This is a genomic window from Acidovorax sp. SRB_24 (assembly GCF_012931925.1).
In genome coordinates this window covers 41,983-60,124 of the sequence record NZ_MWOM01000009.1, presented here as the reverse complement: position 1 = coordinate 60,124, position 18,142 = coordinate 41,983, and the positions used below count along the sequence as shown (strand labels likewise).

Below are 18,142 nucleotides of genomic sequence, written 5' to 3'. Positions count from 1 at the left end.
TGTCTCCTGCAAGAATGCGAGGTCGCGGAATGTGCGCCATTACAGCATTGCCATGGCGCATGGCGCATGGCGCACGGCCACCGCGCCGACCGTCCCCCACCACCAAGGAGCAAGAACATGGGCAGTTTTGTGGATTTGACCGCCGCCGACGGGTTCGCCGTCCCCGCCTGGGTCGCCGAACCCGAGGGCACGCCACGCGGTGGCGTGGTCGTGCTGCAGGAGATTTTTGGCGTGAACTCGCACATCCGCGGCGTCGCCGAGCGGTTTGCCGCGCGCGGCTATGTGGCCGTGGCGCCTGCCACCTTCGCGCGCACCAAGCCGGGCGTGGAGCTCGGCTACAGCGACGCCGACATGCAGGCGGGCTTTGCCCTCAAGACGGCGGTCGACCAGCTGCCCGGCGCCGGCGTGATGCCCGACATCCAGGCCGCCATCGACCACGCTGCAGCGCGCAGCGGCGGCAAGGTCGGCATCGTCGGCTTCTGCTGGGGCGGCCTGCTGACCTGGCGCGCGGCCTGCGAGCTGCGCGGCTTGGCCGCGGCCGTGTGCTACTACGGCGGCGGCATGACCACGGCCGAGGAGGCGGCGCGCAAGCCGCACTGCCCGGTGCTGGCGCACTTTGGCAGCCGCGACCACTGGATCTCGCAGGACAGCGTGCAGGCCTTTGCGCGCGCGCAGCCGCAGGTGCAGGTGCATGTGTACGACGCCGACCACGGCTTCAACTGCGACCAGCGCGGCTCCTACGACGAGGCCGCCGCAGTGGCGGCACGCGAGCGCACGCTGGCGTTTTTTGCGCAGCACCTGGGCTAGAAGCCGATCCCGCCCGCGGGCGCTGTGTCATCCGGCCGCTGGCAAGAGCCGGAGCGCAGTGCGCGCGGGCGGATGCGCAGGGTGGGCCACAGGCGCGCTGTCGCGCGTCTCCGGCCAGCGTGAACACCGCAATGGACTGCACCTGGCCCTGCGCCTGGGCCCCGAGCCGTTCTTCGTACATGGAGTGCAGCGCGGCGTTGGAGCGGCTGATGCCCCACAGCCCCAGGCTGCCCATGGTCAGCACCAGTAGGCACAGAGCAGGCCCGCCAGCGCGACGATGCGGGTGGAAATCTTGAAACGGTTCAGGCAAGGTTTCGGTGCTCATCCCGCCCAGGCGGCCGCCGGTTGTGGTGCGTTGGAAGGGGCGGTGGGCACGCTGGCGTGGTGCGCCAGCCAGTGCTCGAACTGCGCCAGCGGCAGCGGCCTGCTCAACAGGTAGCCCTGGAACAGCGGGCAGCCCAGGTGCAGCAGCGCCTGGCGCTGGTCTTCGGTTTCCACGCCCTCGGCAATCACGTCCAGGCCCAGGTTGTCGGCCATGCCGATGATGGTTTGCACAATGGCTGCGTCGCTGGGCTCGGTGACGATGTCCTGCACGAAGCTGCCATCGATCTTGAGCTGGTGCAGCGGCAGCCGCTTGAGGTGGGTGAGCGACGAGTAGCCGGTGCCGAAATCGTCGAGCGCAAAACGCACGCCCTGCCGACGCAGGGTCTGCATCTTGTGGATGGTGTCGGCGATGTCGTGCAGCATCAGGCTCTCGGTCAGCTCCAGGACCAGCCGGGCCGGGTTGGCGGTGGTGTGCGCCAGCGCGTTCTGCACCTGGACGAGAAAATTGGGGTGGGCGAACTGGCGCGCGCTGACGTTCACGGCCAGCACCAGCGCCTGCGTCGAGGCATGGCTCTCCCAGCGCTTGAGCTGCATGCAGGCCTGCTGCAGCACCCATTCGCCCAGGGGCACGATCAGGCCCGACTCCTCCGCGACGGGGATGAACTGTGCCGGCGAGACGCTGCCGAAGTGCGGGTGCGTCCAGCGCAGCAGCACCTCGGCGCCGGTGGCCTGGCGCTGGGCGTTGACCTGGACCTGGAAGTGCAGTTGAAGCTGCCCGGCATCGATGGCGCCATGCAGCGCGTCCTGCAAGGACATGCGGTGCTCAAGCCGCGCCTGCAGTGCAGGGTCGAAAAAGCAAAAACCATTGCGCCCCGTGTTCTTGGCCTGGTACATGGCCACGTCCGCACGCTTGAGCAGCTCCTTGATGGTGGTGTTGTTGTGCCGGAACAGGCTGATGCCGATGCTGGCGCTGGAGCGGTGCACTTGGTTGGCCAGCCGGCTGGGTTTTTGCAACAGGGCCAGAAGCTGCTGCGCCATCGCTCCGAGTTCCTCCTTCGCACAGGTCTGCTGCGGCGGCAGGTCGTCGACAAGGATGACGAACTCGTCGCCACCGAGGCGCGCGATGGTGTCGCTGGCGCGCACCGCGCCGCGCAGGCGTTGCGCAATGTCCACCAGGAGCTGGTCGCCCACTTCGTGGCCCAGGGTGTCGTTGACGGTCTTGAAGTTGTCCAGGTCCAGCAGCAGCACGGCGCGATGGCGGTGGTCCCGGCCACTGGCCTCCAGGGCCGAATGCAGGCGCTCGCGCAGCAGGCGGCGGTTGGGCAGGTGCGTGAGCGGGTCGTAGTAAACGAGCTGGTCGATGGCCTTTTCGTTGGCGCGCAGCTTGCGTTGCAGCGCCTGCAGCGCGCGCATCACAGCGCTGATTTCGTCCTTGCCGCGGATGCGGATGGGGGTGTCGAGCTTGCCATTCTCGATATGGCGAAACACCTTGATCACGTGCCGCAGTGGCCCGACGATGGAGCGTATGAGCAGCACGCCGAGCAAGGTCAGCACCGCCATTGCCAGCACCAGCGCGCCCACGGCGCCCCGGTAGGTCTGCTGGTAGCGCTGCACACCGGCGCTGTAGGCCGCCTGCGCGGCGTCGAACTGCAGGTTGATCAGTGCCTGGATGTCGGGCTGGGCGCGCTCATAGAGGGCGTGCGCCCGGGAAGCGGGGCGCCCAATGTCGTGGTACGCCCGCGTGCGCAGGGCCGTGATCGCGGGCAGGACGGCTTCCTGCACGTACTGGTCGCGGCGCGAGGCAAACCGCTGTGCCAGGGCGCGCTCCTGCGCGTCGTCCAGGTTGCCTTGGTAGGCGGCCCACAACGCGTTGATGGCTTCCATGTTGTGCGCCAGTTCCTCGGCGACTGCGTCGGCGGCGCCAGGGCGGTGGACGATGGCGCCCTCGTCCAGCGCGATCTGCAGTTGCAGGCGGTTGGACAGCATCAGGTGGGAAATCTGGGCCAGTGCGCGCACCGGCTTCATGCGGTCCTCGTAGACCAGGCGCAGGCTGTCCTGCGAGGCGGCAAGACCGCTGATGCCAGCCGCTGCCAACAGCACCGCGACCAGCATCGCCAGCGCCATCATCCAGGCCAGCCGCGTGCCGATGCGCAGGCGTGAAAAAAGCGGGTGGCCACCCTGCCAGCGCCGGGCCAGGCGCCGCAGCCAGCCCAGGCAGGAGCGCCTGGCGTGGTGCGCTCTCATGGGATGGCGCCGCGGGGTCGACCATGGTCGGGGCCCAGCCGGGGGCAGGAGACGGGAAGAGGCGGTGGCGAAAAGCGGGAAAGGAGCCTGAACATGCGTGCGTCCGACCCTGGAGCGGTGCCAGGGTCTACAAGGTGCTTGCGCTCGGCATGGCAAAACGCCGTGGGCAAGCCGTTGCAAGGCAGGGTCGGGGCCTTGGGGTCGCCTGTGCTGCGGGAGCGCGGCAGCCAGACAAAGAGCCGCTTTTTATACCTGCGATCGTGCGGCTTCGCAATGCGCGGCGACAGAGAGGATGCGGTTTTTTGGGTCAGGGAGGCAGCAAGGCCTCGTGGGCATCGATGGCCTTGGCCGCCAGGGCCGAGAGCTTGATGCGCTGCGTGCGCGAGGCTGCCCGCAGAAGTTCGAACGCCTGGGCGCGGCGCAGCCGGTGCTGGGCCATGGCGATGCCGGTGGCCACATTGATGTCCCGGTCGCCATCGAGCGCGGCCTGCAGCTGGGCGCGTATCTGGCGCAGGCCATCGAGTTCGCGGGCGCGTTGCAGCGCCGCCTCGATGGTCGGGCGGATCTGGAAGATGTCCAGTGGCTTGACCATGTAGCCCAGCGCGCCCGAGTGCGCGGCGCGGGCGACGGTCTCGGGGTCGCTGTAAGCGCTGAGCATGACGAACGGAATACGGTCGAGGTCGCGCAGGCGTTCGACCCATTCCAGGCCACCGCGGCCGGGCAGGTGCACGTCCAGGATCACTAGGTCTGGGCGCATGCCGCTGGCCAGCAGGGTTTCGACGTCGTCCACCGAATCGGCCGTGCTGACGCGGTAGCCGGCCTCGCGCAGGCCGCGGGCCATGGTGGCCAGGATCAGCCGGTCATCGTCGACCAGCAGCAGGTGGGGGGACGCGGGCAGGGACGGGGTGTTGCTGGGGTTCATGCGGTGGCGGGGCATTCGAGTTCAATCACGGGCGGCTGCAGCCGCAGCCGCACCACGGCCCGCCGCCCGGATTGCTCCGTGCTCAGGGCGGCACCGCGGCGCGGCATCAGGGCCGCAACCAGGTCCAGCCCGATGTGCGCGGCGGCTGCCTTCTCCTGCCATTGTCCGGGGTTGGAGATGGTGATCTGCACCACATCGGCCTGGCCACCCTTGCGCAGTGCGATGCGCACGTCCTGGTGCCCCTGGCCACCATGCTTGATGGCGTTGAGGATCAGCTCGTTGAGCACCAGCGCCACCGGCACGGCCTCGGCATGGTGCAGGCGGCAGGGTTGCCAGTTTTCCGGAATGTCCAGCGCAATCGGCACCTGCCACAGCGATTGCAGGCCTGCGGCCACGGCACGGGTGAGCTCGCACAGCCGCACCTGGTCGACGCAGGCACGCCCTTGCAGGCCGTGGATGACGGCAATGCTCTGCACCTGGCCGATGAGCTGTGTTACTGGGCCCTGCAGTTGCGGGTGCGCACGGCCGAAGTCCCGCATGATCCCCATGATGCCCTGCAGGTTGTTCTTGATGCGGTGGTGCACTTCCCGCACCAGCGCATCGCGCAAGGCCTGTTCGCGCTGGTTGCGCTGCACCTCCTGTTCGCGCAGGCTGGTCACGTCGGACACGGTCAGCACGTAGTGCGTGGTGCGCGCATGGCGGTCCAGCACCGGCGTGATGCCGACCCAGGCCGGGTAGAGGGCGCCGGATTTGCGCCGGTGCCATTCCTGGCGCTGCACGGCGTGGCGCAGGGGCTCGGCGCAGGCGCTGGTTGCGCCATGGGCCTCTGTCCCGGACGGCGCTTCGGGCCTGTCCGGCTCAGGTGCGCGCAGAAACTGCGGTGTCTTGCCCAGCACCTCGTGCGCGCCGTAGCCGGACATGGCCAGGAACGACCGGTTGGCCTGCAGGATCACCTGGCGGGCATCGGTGATGAGCAGGCCCTGCTGGCATTCAAAGGCAATCGCGGCCACGCGCAGATGGGCGTCTTGCCGCCGGCGCTCGGAAAAATAGGACGCCAGCGACATGCCGACCAGCGACAGGATCGCCATGAACGACCCGTAGCCGAATCCCTGGCTGAGCGCGATGTCCCGCGCAAAGAAGCCGGTGCCCTGGCAGATGCCCCACAGGGCCTGCAGCGCCACCAGGCACAGCAACCCCACTGTGCCCAGCAGGCCCAGGCGCACGCCGGCCCAGGTGACGAACAAGAACATCCAATAGGCGTTGGCCACCGGATCGAGCAGGTCGCTGCGCCAGCCGGCAAAGATCACCTGCCCCGCCAGGAGGGTCAGCCCATACACCAGGAGGCCCTCGGGCAGGCGCGCCAGCGCCTTGGTCGTGCCCAGGGTGCGCCACCATGCCAGGATCAGGGCGGCGACCAGCACCGTGCCCAGGGCTTCGCCCATCCACCAGCGCAGTACCGTGAGCGGCCAGGCGCTGGTGCTGACCAGCCCCGCGGCAAGCACGGCCGTGGCCCCCGCCAGTGCGCCGGCCCCCGCGCCGGCAATGCCGGCATAGGCCAGCAGCTGCCGGCAGGCCCGGAATGAATGGCAGCGCAGATCGAAATGTCCCACGTGCAGCAGCAGCCAGGCGCCCAGCCACGCCGCCACCATGGCGGCCAACGCCTCGCTGGCCAGTACCGCCGGCGACATGCCAGCGTGGGTGGCATGCACCAGTACCGTCCCCACCAGCACGCTGGCGACGCCGCGCCGTCCGCCCAGCAGCGCCAGCGCCAGGGCCAGGCCGCCGGCGGGACGAAACAGGTGGGTGAAGTGCGGGTCCAGCCCATGCGCTGGCGCCATGTCGGCCACCAGCATGTAAAGCAAGGTGGTCGCCAGGAAGGCCAGCGGCGAGAAGGGCTGGGAAGGGTAGGGCACGCGCAGGCAGGCAAGCAGAAGATGTATCCAAGTGTGCACCATCGCGCCCCACCCCCTGGCGTCCGCACATGCGGCGTGGGCCCCTGGGTGCGAGTGGGGCCCGCGCGGAGGGCGTGGTCAAGCCACGCCGAGGGCCGCCTGCAGCTCCAGCGCATGGCCTGTGGCGTGGCCCAGCGCGGTGTTGTCGAAGATGCACCATGCCTGGGCCCCTGCGGCGCGTGCCGCCTGCAGCTGCGCCGCGACGGCGGCGAGCGCGGGCGCGCCGTAGGGCGAGTAATAGACCTGCGGCGCCCCGTGCAGGCGCAGGTAGCGCAGGCCGGGCCAGCCGCCGGGCGCGCTGCCGCCCGCGTGCAGCACCGGGTCGGCCTGTACGCGGGCGATCTGCGCGGCGTGCAGCAGCGCGTCGGCCTGCGGCGTGAACCAGCTGGCGTGGCGCGGCTCGAGCGCGACCGCGCCACCGTGGCGTGCGCGCAGCAGCGCGGTGAAAGCCGCCGCCGTGTCGGCGTCAAAGCGCAGGCTGGGCGGCAGCTGCACCAGCAGGCACCCGAGGCGCCCGCCCAGGCCTTCGACCTGCGCCAGGAAGGCGTCGAGCAGTGCGGCGCAGCCGTGCAGGCGGCGCTCGTGCGTGATGCTGCGCGGCAGCTTGACGCTGAAGCGGAAGTCGCCCGGCACGCTGGCCGCCCAGCGCGCATAGGTGGTGCGCTGGTGCGGGCGGTAGAACGAGGAGTTGATCTCCACCGCCCGCAGGCGCGTGGCGTAACGCTGCAGGTGCGTGCCGTCGGCGCCAAACTGCGGCCACAGCGGCCGCGGCAGGCTCCAGCCGGCGCAACCTATGTACACGCTGGCCGGGGTCGACGGCGCTGGCACGCCTGCCGCCATCAGCCGCTTTCCAGGCGGCGCAGGTAGCGCTTGCGCCAGAACAGCACCACCAGCGCCACGGCCATCAGCGCCATGCCGGCCATGGCCCACCAGAAGCCGCCCTGCCGGTGCACCAGCGGCAGCACTTCGAAGTTCATGCCGAAGATGCCCGCGATCAGGTTGAGCGGCAGGAACACGGCCGTGAGCGCGGTGAGCGTGCGCATGATGGTGTTGGTGCGGTGGCCCTGCACGCTGAAGTGCATCTGCACCGCCGTCTCGGCGCTCTGCCCGAGCCGGCGCACGTGGTGCAGCACCCGGTCGATGTGCTCGAGCACATCGCGGCTGCGCACCTTGAGCAGCTCGAGCACCTCGGCCGCCGCGCTGCCGGCCCCGTCGTTGTCACCGGGGCTGCCCGCGGTGGCCGGGGCCGGCAGCGTCTCGAGCGCCGCCATCCAGGCGCGCAGCGCGGTGCGCTGGTCTTCACACAGGTCTTCGAGCTGGTGCAGCGTCAGGCGCGCCTCCAGCAGCCCATGCCAGTTGGAAAAGCGCGAGCGCGGGTCCAGCAGCACCGCCTGCCACTGGTCCAGCTGCTGCGTGAGTTCGCGGCGCGCCCCGAGGAAATCGTCCACCGCCAGCCCGACCAGCTGCAGCATCAGGTCGGCCGGGTGGGACAGCACGCGCGCTCCCACCAGCGCGGCGCTGGCACTGCAGTCGCGCGTGCCGGCCAGCAGGCGCTCGGCGCAGCTGCGGGCCAGCGCGCTGTCGTCGGGGTGCACCGACAGCAGCACGCGCTCGAACACGGCGCAGCCCATGGCGTGCGTGGCGATCTGCGCCAGCCGCGGCGGTGAGGGGCGGGCGCGGTGCGTGGCCTTCGGCGCGCCGCGGGCCGACAGGCCCGGGCCGGGCGCCGCCGCGAGGCAATGAAACACCATCAGGTCGTACTGCGAGGTGTAGTCGTACTGCGACGGCAGCTGCGCGTTGAGCAGGTCGCTGACATGCAGCTCCAGCAGCCGCGCGCCCGCCAGGCGCATGAGCGCCTCCTGCACCGGCGCCACGTGCGCGCTCAGGTGCGCATGCGTGGTGGCCAGCCACAGTGTGCCTTCGGTAGGCAGCTGCGCCGGCAGCTCGGCCAGTTCGGTGGCGCCGCCACCGCCGTGAAGGTGCAGGATGCGCATGCGATGGGGGCTGAAAATGGGCTTTAACGCTTACTGGAAAAGCGCTTGCAGCTCTTATTTCCGGAGCAAGCGCGCTGCCTCCCGCGCGAAGTACGTCAGCACCCCATCGGCGCCGGCGCGCTTGAAGGCCAGCAGGCTTTCCATCATCACGGCATCGTGGTCGAGCCAGCCGTGGGCGGCGGCGGCCTTGAGCATGGCGTATTCGCCGCTCACCTGGTAGGCAAAGGTCGGCACCTTGAACTCGTCCTTGACACGGCGCACCACGTCCAGGTACGGCATGCCGGGCTTGACCATGACCATGTCGGCCCCTTCGGCCAGGTCCGATGCCACCTCGCGCAGCGCCTCGTCGGTGTTGCCGGGGTCCATCTGGTAGACGTTCTTGTCGGCCTTCCCCAAGGCACCGCGCGTGCCGACGGCGTCGCGGAACGGGCCATAGAAGGCGCTCGCGTACTTGGCGCTGTAGGCCATGATGCGCGTGTGGATGTGGCCGTGCGCTTCGAACGCGTCGCGGATCGCACCGATGCGCCCGTCCATCATGTCGCTGGGCGCGACGATGTCCACGCCCGCCTCGGCATGCGCGAGGGCCTGGCCCACGAGCACCTCGACGGTCTCGTCGTTGAGGATGTAGCCGGTCTCGTCGAGCAGGCCGTCCTGGCCGTGGCTGGTGTAGGGGTCGAGCGCCACGTCGGTCATCACGCCCAGGTCGGGGAATTCCCGTTTGAGTGCCCGCACCACGCGCGGGATCAGGCCGTCGGGGTTCAGCGCTTCCTTGCCGTCGGGCGTCTTGAGCGCGGCGTCGATCGACGGGAACAGCGCCATGACCGGGATGCCCAGCTGCACGCAGTCCTCGGCCACGGGCAGCAGCAGATCGAGGCTCAGGCGGTCCACGCCGGGCATGGACGGCACGGCCTGGCGCAGGTTCTGGCCCTCGTGCACGAACACCGGGTAGATCAGGTCGTGCGGCGTGACGGCGTGCTCGCGCACCAGGTTGCGGGTGAAGGCGTCGCGGCGCAGGCGGCGCGGGCGCTGGGTCGGGAAAGGGGGAGGGCTGGAGAGGTGCATGGGGAAAATTGTGCCCCATCCGCACGCGGGCGGGGCCGCGGCGCCCACACGCCCGTGCCGGCCATGCAGCTGGCGTGTGGCGCAGCCCACTAAACTGGCGCCATGCTTTGGGTCAAATCGTTTCACATCGTCTTCGTGGCCAGCTGGTTTGCCGGCCTGTTCTATCTGCCGCGCATCTTCGTCAACCTGGCGATGGTGTCGCCGCAGTCGGCGGCCGAGCGCGAGCGGCTGCTGCTGATGGCGCGCAAGCTGATGCGCTTCACGACCCTGCTGGCCGTGCCCGCCGTGGCGCTGGGCCTGTGGCTGTGGCTGGGCTACGGCATCGGCCGTGGACCGGGCAACGGCTGGATGCACGCCAAGCTGGCCGTGGTGCTGCTGGTGCTCGGATACCACCATGCGTGCGGCGTGATGCTGCGCCGGCTCGCGGCCGGCACCAGCGCGCGCAGCCATGTGTGGTTCCGCTGGTTCAACGAAGTGCCGGTGCTGCTGCTGACGCTGGCGGTGGTGCTGGTGGTGGTCAAGCCGTTTTGAGCGCCGGGGCTGCCCGTCCGCCCGCCGCGCCGCCGCTGGACGAGCCCATGCACAAGACCTCGGCCTGGCCGCTGGCGCTGGTGTATGCGGCGCTGATTGTTTTTGCGAGCCTGTTCCCGTTCTATGGCTGGCGCGCCCAGGGCATTTCGCCCGAGGTGTTTCTGTGGGCGCCCATCCCGCCGCCGTACTGGACCGGGTTCGACGTCGCCATCAACGTGCTCGGTTATGCGCCGCTGGGCTTTTTGCTGGCGCTGGCGCTGCTGCGCACCGGCTGGCCCCAAAGCGCCGTGCCGCTGGCGGCGCTCGCGGGCCTGTTGCTGTCGGCGGGCATGGAGTTCCTGCAGATCTACCTGCCCAAGCGCGTGCCCTCCAACCTCGACCTCGTGCTCAACGCGGCCGGGGCCTTAAGCGGTGCGCTGCTGGCGGCGCTGCTCGAGCGGCTGGGCGCCATCGACCACTGGAGCCGGTTTCGCACCCGCTGGTTCGTGGCCGATGCGCGCGGCGCGCTCGTCCTGCTGGCGCTGTGGCCCTGGGCCCTGCTGTTTCCGGCGGCCCAGCCGTTTGGCCTGGGCCAGGTGCTCGAACGCCTGGAACTTGCGCTCGAGGACCTGCTCGAGGACACGCCTTTCCTGACCTGGCTGCCGGTGCGCGAGGAGGCGCTGCAGCCGCTGTCGCCGGCCGCCGAGCTGTTGTGTGTGGCGCTGGGGCTGCTCGTGCCCTGCCTGCTCGGCTACGCGGTCATTCGCCACGTCGGGCGGCGCGCCGTGTTTGCGCTGGCGGCGGTGGCCGTCGGCGTGGCGGCGACGGCGTTGTCGGCCGCGCTCAGCTACGGCCCGGCGCACGCCTGGGTGTGGCTGGGCATGCCGGTGCGCGCTGGCATCTGGGTCGGCTTGGTGATGGCGGCGCTGCTGCTGGCGCTGCCGCGGCGCGCCTGCGCCGTGCTGCTGCTGCTGGTGCTGGCGGTGCACCTGAACCTGCTCAACGATGCGCCGACCAGCGCCTATTTCGCGCAAACCTTGCAGGCCTGGGAGCAGGGGCGTTTCATCCGCTTCTTCGGCATCGGCCAGTGGCTGGGCTGGCTCTGGCCTTATGCCGCGCTCGTGTATCTGGTCCTGCGCGCCTCGCGCGGCGAACAGGCTTCCTAGAATGGCAGGCATGACCGACACCCCCGCTGCGGCGCCCAGCTACTTTGCGCGCCACATCTTTTTTTGCCTCAACGAGCGCGCCAACGGCGAGAACTGCTGCGCGCAGCACGGCGCGCAGGCGGCGTTCGAGCATTGCAAGAAGCTGGTCAAACAGGCCGGCCTGGCCGGTCCCGGCCAGGTGCGCGTGAACAAGGCTGGCTGCCTGGACCGCTGCGCCGCCGGCCCCGTGGCCGTGGTCTACCCCGAAGGCACCTGGTACAGCTACGTGGACGCGAGCGACATCGACGAAATCGTCGAGTCGCACCTGAAAAACGGCGTGGTGGTGGAGCGCCTGCGCACGCCGGCGGAACTTGGGCGCTGATCGGCACTCCACCCTGTTTCCAGCTTTTTGGGCTCCAGCGCTTTTCCAGCAAGCGTTGGCAGCTATTGATCGGATAGCAAACGTGAATGCACAGACTGAACGCCTGAGCCTGGCGGGCGCCGCAGGCGCCATCGAGGCCGTGCGCGATGCGGCCCAGGTGGGCGCGGGCGCTGCGCCGCGCGGCGTGGCCGTCATCGCCCATCCCCATCCGCTGTTTGGTGGCACCCTGGACAACAAGGTGGTGCAGACCCTGGCGCGCGCCTTCGTGCAGTGCGGCTGGACGGCGGTGCGCTTCAACTTCCGCGGCGTCGGCGCCAGCGCCGGCGTGCACGACGCGGGGCAGGGCGAGGCGCAGGACTTTCTCTCCGTCGTCGCGCAGGCCGCACCCGAAGGGCCGATCGCCCTGGCCGGCTTCTCGTTCGGCGCCTTCGTCACCAGCCACGCGCTGGCCGCCCTGTGGGGCGCGCGCAGCGTCGAGCAGGTGGTGCTGGTCGGCACGGCCGCCAGCCGCTTTGGCGTCGCACCGCTGCCCCCCGAGGCGCATCTGCGCACCCTGGTGGTGCACGGCGAGCACGACGACACCGTGCCCCTGGCCGCCGTGATGGACTGGGCGCGCCCGCAGACACTTCCTGTCACAGTCGTGCCGGGAGGCGGTCATTTCTTTCACGGACAATTGCCGCTGCTGAAAAACCTGGTGGTGCGCCACCTGCAATCGCGCGCCTGACGCGCTCTTCGCCCGCGCCACCGCCGCCCCGCTGCGGAGCGCCCTGTGCGCGGTTCCTTATCCTTTTCCCGACTGCTCTCACTGCCCTCATGAAACGCATCCTGTCCGTCTTCCGCTCCCTCGTCCTGGTGATCGGGGTCTCTTCGGCCGCCCTGGTGGCCCAGGCCCAGGCGCCTCAGCCCCCGGAAATCGCCGCCCGCACCTACATGCTGGTCGACGTGACCGCCAACCAGATCCTGGCCGCCAAGGACATCGATGCCCCCGTGGAGCAGGCTTCGCTGACCAAGCTGATGACCGGCTACCTGGTGTTCGACGCGCTGCGCGCCAAGAAGATCGACCTGCAGCAAAAGCTTCCCGTGAGCGTGCGCGCCTGGAAGATGCCGGGTTCGCGCATGTTCATCGACCCCAAGATGCAGGTGCCCGTGGAAGACCTCATCAAGGGCATGATCGTGCAGTCCGGCAACGACGCCACCATGGCCCTGGCCGAGGGCGTGGGCGGCACGGCCGAACAGTTCGTCAAGCTCATGAACGACCAGGCCAAGGCCCTGGGCATGACCGGCACCAGCTACAAGAACCCCGAAGGCCTGACCGAGCCCGGTCACCTGACCACGGCGCGCGACCTGAGCATCCTGGCGACGCGGCTGATGCGCGATTTCCCGCAGTTCATGCACTATTACGCGACCAAGCAGTACAGCTACCCGGGCACGCCCTCTTCCAACGGCAACAACCGGAACTCGCTGCTGTTCCGCGACCCCACCGTGGACGGTCTCAAGACCGGCCACACCGCCGCCGCCGGCTACTGCCTGGTGGCCACGGCCAAGCGCGAATTCCCCAACGTCGGCACGCGCCGCCTGCTCTCCATCGTGCTCGGCGCCGGAAGCGAGAACGCCCGCGCCAACGAAAGCCAGAAACTGCTGAACTGGGGCTACACCGCGTTCGACGCCGTCAAGCTCTTTGACGCCGGCCAGAGCGTGGCCACGCCCGCGGTCTGGAAAGGCAAGGGCAGCACGGTCAAGATGGGCCGCGACGACGCCATCGTCGTCGCCGTGCCTTCGGGCAGCGCCGGCAAGATCACGACCCAGGTCTCGCACCAGGACCCGCTGATCGCCCCGTTCGGCAAGGGCCAGGCCATCGGCGCGCTCAAGGTCGTGCTGGGCGAGCAGTCGCTGCGCGAAGTGCCGCTGATTGCGCTCGAAGGTGTCGAGCAGGCCGGTGTGCTCGGCCGCGCCTGGGACGCCATGCGCCTGTGGATCAAGTAACCACTATTGAAAGCATAGCTTTCAGCGCTTGATGGGTAAGGGTTAGGCGCTGTTTTTGCTTGAAACCGTGGCCGCGCGCCACGGAGCGCAGGCATTCTGGGGCCGCAATTGCCGCTTGCCACCAGGGGCTTGCGCTGGTAGAGTCGAGGGCTTTTCGGAAATTCCGAAGGGATTCACGTTTTCGTTTTTTACGTTTAGGGACGATAGTATTCATGCCAACCATTAACCAGCTCGTGCGTCACGGGCGTGAGGTCGAAAAGACCAAGTCCAAGAGCCCGGCGATGGAAAACTCGCCGCAGCGCCGCGGTGTGTGCACCCGTGTGTACACCACGACGCCCAAGAAGCCCAACTCCGCTCTGCGCAAGGTCGCCAAGGTGCGCCTGACCAACGGTTTTGAGGTCATCTCCTACATCGGCGGCGAAGGCCACAACCTGCAGGAACACAGCGTGGTGCTGGTTCGCGGCGGTCGTGTCAAGGACTTGCCCGGTGTGCGTTACCACATCGTGCGCGGTTCGCTCGACCTGCAAGGCGTGAAAGACCGCAAGCAGTCGCGCTCCAAGTACGGCGCCAAGAAGCCCAAGGCGAAATAAGCCCTGGCGCTGCCAACAAACGGTGTTTGATTCGCCTGGCTGGCGGCATCAAACGTAGTGACCCCAAGCGCGGAGTGCTCCGTGTGGGTCGAGTAAGTGGGATTCAGGATGGATCTCGCGGTGTCTGAAAAGACGCCAACTGAAGCAAATTAGAGGTGAAAAATGCCACGTCGTCGCGAAGTCCCCAAACGTGAAATTCTGCCGGACCCTAAATTCGGTAACGTAGAGCTGTCCAAATTCATGAACGTGATCATGGAAGGCGGCAAAAAAGCAGTGGCCGAGCGCATCATTTATGGTGCCCTCGACCTGATTGAGAAGAAGCACCCTGACAAGGACCCACTGGAAGCTTTCGTGGTTGCCATCAACAACGTCAAGCCCATGGTCGAAGTCAAGTCGCGTCGCGTCGGTGGTGCCAACTACCAGGTGCCCGTCGAAGTGCGCCCTGTCCGTCGCCTGGCCTTGTCCATGCGCTGGATCAAGGAAGCCGCCCGCAAGCGCGGTGAGAAGTCGATGGCCCAGCGCCTGGCCAATGAGCTGCTCGAAGCGACCGAAGGCCGTGGCGGCGCCATGAAGAAGCGTGACGAAGTGCACCGCATGGCCGAAGCCAACAAGGCATTCAGCCACTTCCGTTTCTAAACCGGAAGACCTTCCCGAGTCCGCACAGGCCGCCGGCATTCATGCCTGCGGCCTTGTGTTGATTCAGAGGGCTCTCATATACAGAGGCTGGGCGCACGCGCTGCCTGTCGCAGCGCCGACCCACCCCAGACGATCAATCAAGGATCCATCATGGCTCGCAATACCCCCCTCGAGCGCTACCGCAATATCGGTATCTCGGCGCACATCGACGCAGGCAAGACCACCACGTCCGAGCGCATTCTTTTCTACACGGGCGTGACCCACAAGCTCGGCGAGGTGCACGACGGCGCAGCCACCACCGACTGGATGGAGCAAGAGCAAGAGCGCGGCATCACCATCACGTCGTCCGCCGTGACCTGTTTCTGGAAGGGCATGGACCTGTCCCGCCCCGAGCACCGCATCAACATCATCGACACTCCCGGCCACGTGGACTTCACGATTGAAGTCGAGCGCTCCATGCGCGTGCTCGACGGCGCCGTCATGGTGTACTGCGCCGTGGGTGGCGTGCAGCCACAGTCGGAAACCGTGTGGCGCCAGGCCAACAAGCACAAGGTGCCGCGCCTGGCTTTCGTGAACAAGATGGACCGCACCGGCGCCAACTTCTTCAAGGTGGTCGAAGGCATGAAGCTGCGCCTGAAGGCCAACCCCGTGCCAATCGTGGTGCCGATCGGCGCCGAAGACAAATTCGAGGGCGTGGTCGACCTGATCAAGATGAAGGCCATCTACTGGGATGACGCATCGCAGGGCATGAAGTTCGAGTACCGCGACATCCCCGCCGACCTGGTGGGCGTGTGCAACGAGTGGCGCGAGAAGATGGTCGAGGCGGCCGCCGAAGCCACCGAAGAGCTGATGAACAAGTACCTCGAAGAGGGCACCCTCTCCGAAGAGGAAATCATGGCCGGTCTGCGCCAGCGCACCATCGCCACCGAAATCCAGCCCATGCTGTGCGGCACCGCCTTCAAGAACAAGGGCGTGCAGCGCATGCTCGACGCCGTGCTCGACTTCCTGCCCTCGCCCGTGGACATCCCTCCCATGGCCGGTACCGATGAAGACGAGAACCACATCACGCGCAAGGCCGACGACAACGAGAAGTTCTCGGCGCTGGCCTTCAAGCTGATGACCGACCCGTTTGTCGGCCAGCTCACCTTCGTGCGCGTCTACTCCGGCGTGCTCAAGAAGGGCGACACCGTGCTGAACTCGGTCAAGGGCAAGAAAGAGCGCATTGGCCGCATCGTGCAGATGCACGCCAATGAGCGCCAGGAAGTGGACGAAATCCGCGCCGGCGACATCGCTGCCTGCGTGGGTCTGAAGGACGTCACCACGGGCGAAACCCTGTGCGACATCAGCGCCCCCATCATCCTGGAGCGCATGGTGTTCCCCGAGCCCGTGATCGCACAGGCCGTGGAGCCCAAGACCAAGGCCGACCAGGAAAAGATGGGCATCGCACTGCAGCGCCTGGCCGCGGAAGATCCGTCTTTCCGCGTCAAGACCGACGAAGAGTCGGGCCAGACCATCATCGCCGGCATGGGCGAGCTGCACCTGGAAATCATTGTCGACCGCATGAAGCGCGAGTTCGGCGTCGAAGCCAACGTCGGCAAGCCGCAGGTGGCCTACCGCGAAACCATCCGCAAGACCGTCGAAGATGCCGAAGGCAAGTTCGTGCGCCAGTCCGGTGGTAAGGGCCAGTACGGCCACGTGGTGCTCAAGATCGAGCCCAACGAGCCGGGCAAGGGCATCGAGTTCATCGACGCCATCAAGGGTGGTGTGGTGCCGCGCGAATACATCCCCGCGGTCGAGAAGGGCATCAACGAAGCCGTCACCCAAGGCGTGCTGGCCGGCTACCCGGTCGTCGACGTCAAGGTCACGCTGCACTTCGGTTCGTACCACGACGTGGACTCGAACGAACTGGCGTTCAAGATGGCTGCCATCTTCGGCTTCAAGGAAGGCTGCCGCAAGGCCAGCCCCGTGATCCTCGAGCCCATGATGGCCGTGGAAGTGGAAACGCCTGAAGAGTACGCCGGCAACGTGATGGGCGACCTGTCGTCGCGCCGCGGCATGGTGCAGGGCATGGAAGACATGATCGGTGGCGGCAAGGCCATCAAGGCTGAAGTGCCGCTGTCGGAAATGTTCGGCTACTCGACCTCGCTGCGCTCGGCCACGCAAGGCCGCGCCACGTACTCGATGGAATTCAAGCACTACAGCGAAGCCCCGCGCAACGTGTCCGAAGCCATCATGGCGGCACGCGCCAAGTAATGAACGAAGGGGCAGAGCGGCGGGGCCGTTCTGTCCTGGTTCATGGCTGAAATTGGCCTCCAGTGCTTGCCCTGTAAGCGTTGGATGCTATTGATTAAATAGCAAAGTTTTTTGCAATCTGCGATCCGGTGCCGCCCCGTTGCCTGTGCAGGGCGAATCCGCAATCGGATGCAGACGTTAAACCACAACACAGGCGCTGCTCTTTGGAGAATTGAAAATGGCAAAAGGTAAGTTTGAACGCACCAAGCCGCACGTCAACGTGGGCACGATCGGCCACGTCGACCATGGCAAGACGACGCTGACGGCAGCGATTGCCACGGTGCTGTCCAAGAAGTTCGGCGGCGAAGCCAAGGACTACTCGCAGATCGACAACGCGCCCGAAGAAAAGGCCCGCGGCATCACGATCAACACCTCGCACGTCGAGTACGAAACCACCGGCCGCCACTACGCGCACGTGGACTGCCCCGGCCACGCCGACTATGTGAAGAACATGATCACGGGCGCCGCGCAGATGGACGGCGCCATCCTGGTGTGCTCGGCCGCTGACGGCCCCATGCCCCAGACGCGCGAGCACATCCTGCTGGCCCGCCAGGTGGGCGTGCCCTACATCATCGTGTTCCTCAACAAGTGCGACATGGTCGACGACGAGGAGCTGCTTGAGCTCGTCGAGATGGAAGTGCGCGAGCTGCTCGACAAGTACGACTTCCCCGGCGACGACACCCCGATCATCCGCGGCTCTGCCAAGCTCGCCCTCGAAGGCGACACCGGCCCGCTGGGCGAACAGGCCATCCTCAAGCTCGCCGATGCCCTCGACAGCTACATCCCCACGCCTGAGCGCGCGGTGGATGGCGCCTTCCTGATGCCCGTCGAAGACGTGTTCTCGATCTCTGGCCGCGGCACCGTGGTCACGGGCCGCATCGAGCGCGGCATCATCAAGGTCGGCGAAGAAATCGAAATCGTCGGCATCAAGGACACGGTCAAGACCACCTGCACGGGCGTGGAAATGTTCCGCAAGCTGCTCGACCAGGGCCAGGCCGGCGACAACGTGGGCCTGCTGCTGCGCGGCACCAAGCGCGAAGACGTCGAGCGCGGCCAGGTGCTGTGCAAGCCCGGCTCGATCAAGCCGCACACGCACTTCACGGCCGAGGTGTACGTTCTGTCGAAGGACGAAGGCGGCCGCCACACGCCCTTCTTCAACAACTACCGCCCCCAGTTCTACTTCCGCACGACGGACGTGACGGGCGCCATCGAGCTGCCCGAAGGCAAGGAAATGGTCATGCCGGGCGACAACGTGTCGATCACCGTCAAGCTGATCAACCCCATCGCCATGGAAGAGGG

16 protein-coding genes are annotated in these 18,142 nt (G+C 67.6%); 10 read left to right on the top strand and 6 right to left on the bottom strand.

The genetic code is table 11. The annotated features are described in order from the left end of the window. The first annotated feature begins 117 nt into the window (after positions 1–117). On the top strand, positions 118–807 hold the full coding sequence (locus tag B2J89_RS04975) for a dienelactone hydrolase family protein (RefSeq protein ID WP_169168123.1): 690 nt from the start codon (positions 118–120) through the stop codon (positions 805–807). A 321-nt stretch (positions 808–1,128) separates the two neighbouring features. On the opposite strand, the gene B2J89_RS04970 is transcribed toward B2J89_RS04975, so the two are convergent. From B2J89_RS04970 to hemB, 6 genes are all read right to left on the bottom strand, one after another. Then, positions 1,129–3,375, bottom strand: coding sequence for a bifunctional diguanylate cyclase/phosphodiesterase (locus B2J89_RS04970; protein WP_169168122.1), 2,247 nt, complete (start codon positions 3,373–3,375; stop codon positions 1,129–1,131). Between the two features lie 307 nt (positions 3,376–3,682). Then, entirely contained in the window at positions 3,683–4,297 is a 615-nt protein-coding gene (locus B2J89_RS04965) for an ANTAR domain-containing response regulator (protein WP_169168154.1), read from the bottom strand. Further along, positions 4,294–6,210 carry an MASE1 domain-containing protein gene (locus B2J89_RS04960; RefSeq protein WP_169168121.1) on the bottom strand — a complete coding sequence of 639 codons (1,917 nt, stop codon included), beginning with the start codon at positions 6,208–6,210 and terminating at the stop codon, positions 4,294–4,296. Before B2J89_RS04960 ends, B2J89_RS04965 begins: the two co-directional genes overlap by 4 nt. A 117-nt stretch (positions 6,211–6,327) precedes the next feature. Beyond that, positions 6,328–7,089 (bottom strand): DUF72 domain-containing protein, encoded by a 762-nt coding sequence (locus tag B2J89_RS04955; RefSeq protein ID WP_169168120.1) that lies wholly within the window; start codon positions 7,087–7,089, stop codon positions 6,328–6,330. Further along, the gene (locus B2J89_RS04950) at positions 7,089–8,243 is read right to left on the bottom strand and encodes a magnesium transporter CorA family protein (protein WP_169168119.1); all 1,155 of its coding nucleotides are present in this window, start codon (positions 8,241–8,243) and stop codon (positions 7,089–7,091) included. The genes B2J89_RS04955 and B2J89_RS04950 overlap by 1 nt, the downstream gene beginning before the upstream one ends. 54 nt (positions 8,244–8,297) lie before the next feature. Next, a complete protein-coding gene (hemB, locus tag B2J89_RS04945) occupies positions 8,298–9,305 on the bottom strand; it encodes a porphobilinogen synthase (RefSeq protein WP_169168118.1) in 1,008 nt (335 codons plus the stop codon). A 102-nt stretch (positions 9,306–9,407) separates the two neighbouring features. Between hemB and B2J89_RS04940 the strand changes: the two genes are divergently transcribed. The 9 genes from B2J89_RS04940 to tuf all read left to right on the top strand — a co-directional run. Further along, the gene (locus B2J89_RS04940; protein WP_169168117.1) at positions 9,408–9,836 is read left to right on the top strand and encodes a CopD family protein; all 429 of its coding nucleotides are present in this window, start codon (positions 9,408–9,410) and stop codon (positions 9,834–9,836) included. Positions 9,837–9,883: 47 nt separating this feature from the next. After that, the gene (locus B2J89_RS04935; RefSeq protein WP_169168116.1) at positions 9,884–10,981 is read left to right on the top strand and encodes a VanZ family protein; all 1,098 of its coding nucleotides are present in this window, start codon (positions 9,884–9,886) and stop codon (positions 10,979–10,981) included. 10 nt (positions 10,982–10,991) lie between these two features. After that, positions 10,992–11,342: a ferredoxin gene (locus B2J89_RS04930; RefSeq protein WP_169168115.1), complete on the top strand. Its 351-nt coding sequence runs from the start codon at positions 10,992–10,994 to the stop codon at positions 11,340–11,342. Positions 11,343–11,424: 82 nt separating this feature from the next. Beyond that, positions 11,425–12,066 carry a CocE/NonD family hydrolase gene (locus B2J89_RS04925; RefSeq protein ID WP_169168114.1) on the top strand — a complete coding sequence of 214 codons (642 nt, stop codon included), beginning with the start codon at positions 11,425–11,427 and terminating at the stop codon, positions 12,064–12,066. A gap of 89 nt (positions 12,067–12,155) precedes the next feature. Continuing rightward, positions 12,156–13,325 carry a D-alanyl-D-alanine carboxypeptidase family protein gene (locus B2J89_RS04920; RefSeq protein WP_169168113.1) on the top strand — a complete coding sequence of 390 codons (1,170 nt, stop codon included), beginning with the start codon at positions 12,156–12,158 and terminating at the stop codon, positions 13,323–13,325. Positions 13,326–13,537: 212 nt separating this feature from the next. Continuing rightward, on the top strand, positions 13,538–13,915 hold the full coding sequence (rpsL, locus tag B2J89_RS04910) for a 30S ribosomal protein S12 (protein WP_056266875.1): 378 nt from the start codon (positions 13,538–13,540) through the stop codon (positions 13,913–13,915). A 162-nt stretch (positions 13,916–14,077) separates the two neighbouring features. After that, complete coding sequence (rpsG, locus tag B2J89_RS04905) at positions 14,078–14,551, top strand: 30S ribosomal protein S7 (protein WP_169168111.1); 474 nt, start codon at positions 14,078–14,080, stop codon at positions 14,549–14,551. A 150-nt stretch (positions 14,552–14,701) separates the two neighbouring features. After that, positions 14,702–16,804, top strand: coding sequence for an elongation factor G (gene fusA / locus B2J89_RS04900; protein WP_169168110.1), 2,103 nt, complete (start codon positions 14,702–14,704; stop codon positions 16,802–16,804). Between the two features lie 217 nt (positions 16,805–17,021). Then, positions 17,022–18,142 (top strand): elongation factor Tu (gene tuf, locus B2J89_RS04895; protein WP_169168153.1); only part of this gene is annotated, 1,121 nt, incomplete at its 3' end.